General features: G+C 44.0%; 4 protein-coding genes. 1 reads left to right on the top strand and 3 read right to left on the bottom strand.

Going from position 1 to position 3,295, the window contains the following annotated elements; all coding sequences use genetic code 11:
* Window positions 1-23: 23 nt before the first annotated feature.
* From cysK to NHH16_RS15185, 3 genes are read right to left on the bottom strand one after another with little or no spacing between them, the layout of a single operon-like run.
* Entirely contained in the window at window positions 24-980 is a 957-nt protein-coding gene (gene cysK, locus NHH16_RS15195) for a cysteine synthase A (RefSeq protein WP_262070440.1), read from the bottom strand.
* A 13-nt stretch (window positions 981-993) separates the two neighbouring features.
* Window positions 994-2,283 carry an O-acetylhomoserine aminocarboxypropyltransferase/cysteine synthase family protein gene (locus NHH16_RS15190; RefSeq protein WP_262070439.1) on the bottom strand — a complete coding sequence of 430 codons (1,290 nt, stop codon included), beginning with the start codon at window positions 2,281-2,283 and terminating at the stop codon, window positions 994-996.
* Between the two features lie 11 nt (window positions 2,284-2,294).
* Window positions 2,295-2,729, bottom strand: coding sequence for an RrF2 family transcriptional regulator (locus tag NHH16_RS15185; protein WP_262070438.1), 435 nt, complete (start codon window positions 2,727-2,729; stop codon window positions 2,295-2,297).
* A gap of 218 nt (window positions 2,730-2,947) precedes the next feature.
* On the opposite strand from NHH16_RS15185, the gene NHH16_RS15180 reads away from it, so the two are divergent.
* Window positions 2,948-3,145, top strand: coding sequence for a cold-shock protein (locus tag NHH16_RS15180; RefSeq protein ID WP_262070437.1), 198 nt, complete (start codon window positions 2,948-2,950; stop codon window positions 3,143-3,145).
* Window positions 3,146-3,295 lie beyond the last annotated feature (150 nt).

The following is a 3,295-nucleotide window of genomic DNA, read 5'->3' as shown; positions in this document are numbered from 1 at the left end:
ATGCAGCCTGTATATAGGCTGCATTAGTGCGAATTATTTTTACCTTTCAGAGCTGCAAATAATGGCGTAGATAAATATCGCTCACCAGTATCTGGTAATATCACTACAATCACCTTATCTTTATAGGCATCTTTCTTCGCTAGCTTAATTGCCGCACTAAGCGCCGCACCGGAAGAAATTCCCACTAATATACCTTCTTTCTGGGCCAGTAACCTGGCCCCAGCAAAGGCGTCTTCATCACTTATCTTCATAATCTGGTCGATAACCTCTGTCTTTAAGACCCCTGGCACAAAACCTGCGCCAATTCCCTGAATCTTATGGGGTCCGGGGGCTCCGCCTGATAAGACTGGTGAATTTTCAGGCTCTACCGCCACCACTTCAACGGCTGGTTTTAGCTCCTTCAAATACGTACCGGTGCCGGTAATCGTGCCGCCTGTACCTACGCCAGCTACCAAGACGTCTACACGTCCTTCTGTCGCCTCATAGATCTCTGGTCCCGTGGTCTGATAGTGAGCTGTCGGATTATCGCTATTCTCAAACTGTCCTAAGACGATGCCACCAGGAATCTCACTAGCTAGTTCCTCGGCCTTGGCAATCGCGCCCTTCATTCCTAGCTTTCCTTCTGTCAGCACAATCTCGGCACCATATCCAGCTAAAAGCTTTCTTCGCTCAATACTCATAGTCTCTGGCATGGTGAAGATAGCTCGGTATCCTTTGGCTGCTGCCATCGCCGCTAGACCTATGCCGGTATTCCCACTAGTCGGTTCGATAATGACCGCTCCCGCCTGTATCGTCCCTTTCTTCTCGGCTTCTTCTATCATATTTAAGGCAATCCTGTCCTTCACACTACCAGCTGGATTAAAAAGCTCCAGCTTCACAAGCACCTCTGCCTTTAGGTCCTCTTCTTTAATGAGACGATTCACCTTCATTAAAGGAGTATTGCCAACCAGTTCCGTTACATTTTGTTTAATCTTGCTCATCATAAACCTCCTCTTAAATGTTCACAAAAGCCTGTTCCAAATCAGCTAGTAAATCACTGATATGTTCTGTTCCAATTGATAAACGAACCATGTTCCCCTTGATTCCCGCGTTTTCTAATTCCTCTTTGCTCATCTGTGAATGAGTGGTGCTCGCAGGATGAATGACTAGAGACTTTACGTCGGCCACATTCGCTAATAGTGAAAAAATCTCCAGCGAATCAATAAATTTCTTCGCCGCCTTCTCATCCCCTTTTATCCGGAACGTAAAAATCGAAGCGCCACCACCTGGAAAATACTTCTTATATAAGGAATGATAAACATTATCTGATAATGCTGGATGATTCACCTTTTCAACTTTTGGGTGTTTGCTTAAATATTCCACCACTTTCTCAGTATTGCTTACGTGACGTTCTACCCTAAGAGATAATGTCTCGACTCCTTGTAAAAGTAAAAAAGCATTGATCGGCGATAAGGTGGCCCCAGTATCTCTTAATAGCACCGCACGAATCCTAGTAACAAAGGCGGCCGCTCCCACTGCTTCGGTAAATATCACCCCGTGGTAACTAGGGTCTGGCTGCGTTAGCTGAGGGAACTTGCCGGAACCGTTCCAGTCAAACTTTCCACCATCGACAATTACACCACCTAAGCTGGTCCCATGTCCACCGATAAACTTTGTCGCTGAATGAACGACGATATCCGCACCATGTTCAAGCGGTCTTAAAAGGAAGGGCGTAGCAAACGTCGAATCTACAACTAACGGAATCCCGTGTCTATGGGCAACCTCGGCGAGTGCTTCTAAATCAACTAGGTTGGCATTCGGGTTTCCGATACTCTCGACATAGATTGCCTTCGTATTCTCTTGGATAGCCGCTTCAACCGCCCCTTTCACATCGGGATCCACAAAAGTCGTCGTAACTCCCCACGTCTTAAACGTATGCTCTAAAAGGTTATAGGAGCCTCCATAGATATATTTACTAGCCACAATATGATCACCAACCGTAGTCAAATTTTGAAGCGTGTAAGAAATCGCTGCTGCCCCTGAGGCAACTGCTAAGGCTGCTACCCCGCCCTCAAGAGCTGCTATTCGCTCCTCAAACACACTTTGGGTCGGATTTGTCAATCGACCGTAGATATTACCTGCATCCGTCAAATCAAAACGTCCCTGAGCCTGATTGCAATCCTCAAATACATAGGACGTGGTCTGGTAAATCGGTACTGCTCTTGCTCCGGTGGCACTATCTGGTTGCTCTTGGCCTACGTGTAATTGTTTTGTCTCAAATTGATACTCTCTTCTTTTTGTCATCGCTATTCTCCTTATATGTAATACATCAAGTATTCATCTGAGAATTCCTCGGGATACTCCTTCTCTAAATCTGCTAAAGTGACTCCCTTTAGAAACTCCTGGTTACGTGCATCTAACTCGTCCCAAAGCTGGGACTTAAGCATTCGCATGATACCTCCTTGCTTCTCATCTGTGTTTGCCACTAGCAAATCGCTTTCCAAGCATTGTAGCATTTCGTATACGGTAATGTCTTTTGCCTCTTTGCCGAGAACATAGCCGCCGCCTGGACCCTTAATACTCTTTAATAGTCCTGCCTTTTTGAGCTTAACAGCCAGTTGCTCTAAATAATTAAGAGAAACATCCTGTCGCTTTGCCACTTGTGTAAGAGGCACCGGCTTATCCGCTCCGAAATGCGCCAAATCTATCATAATCATTAAACCGTACTTACCTTTTGACGATATTCTCATCTACGCCCTCCTGATACCTTACTAATCTTATAAGTTTTATATGTTTTTATTATATGCTATCTTGGCAAGAAGTCAACTTGTTGAATATTACAATTTTTTCTCGTATTAGCGCAAAAAATTGTTTATTTTGTTGACTTTTTAACATGCGTATGCTATTGTAACAAAGGATACACAATAGCGTGTATTCGTGATTTTATTTTATATGGAGGTACTTATCTATGAAAGGTACAGTAAAATGGTTTAACAACCAAAAAGGATACGGTTTCATTTCTGACGACGAAGGAAACGACGTGTTCGTACACTACTCAGGACTTAACATGGACGGATTCAAGTCTTTAGAAGAAGGACAAGAAGTAGAGTATGACGTAACAGAAGGAAGCAAAGGTCCTCAAGCAGTTAACGTTGTAAAACTGTAAGTCAAGTTTGATCGAAGTATTATGTACCTTTTATGTTAATAATATAACTGATATTGTTACAAAGGTCCTACATGTACACCAAGAATGATCAAAGAATCGAGTAGGAGGCGGTGACTAACCGCCGTCCTCTCACAGCACCGTACGTACCGT

The sequence above is a fragment of the Ohessyouella blattaphilus genome (assembly GCF_024721265.1).
Classification (GTDB): domain Bacteria; phylum Bacillota; class Clostridia; order Lachnospirales; family Lachnospiraceae; genus Aequitasia; species Aequitasia blattaphilus_A.
Note: the sequence above shows the minus strand (reverse complement) of the source record. Positions and strands in the feature narration are given on the sequence as shown.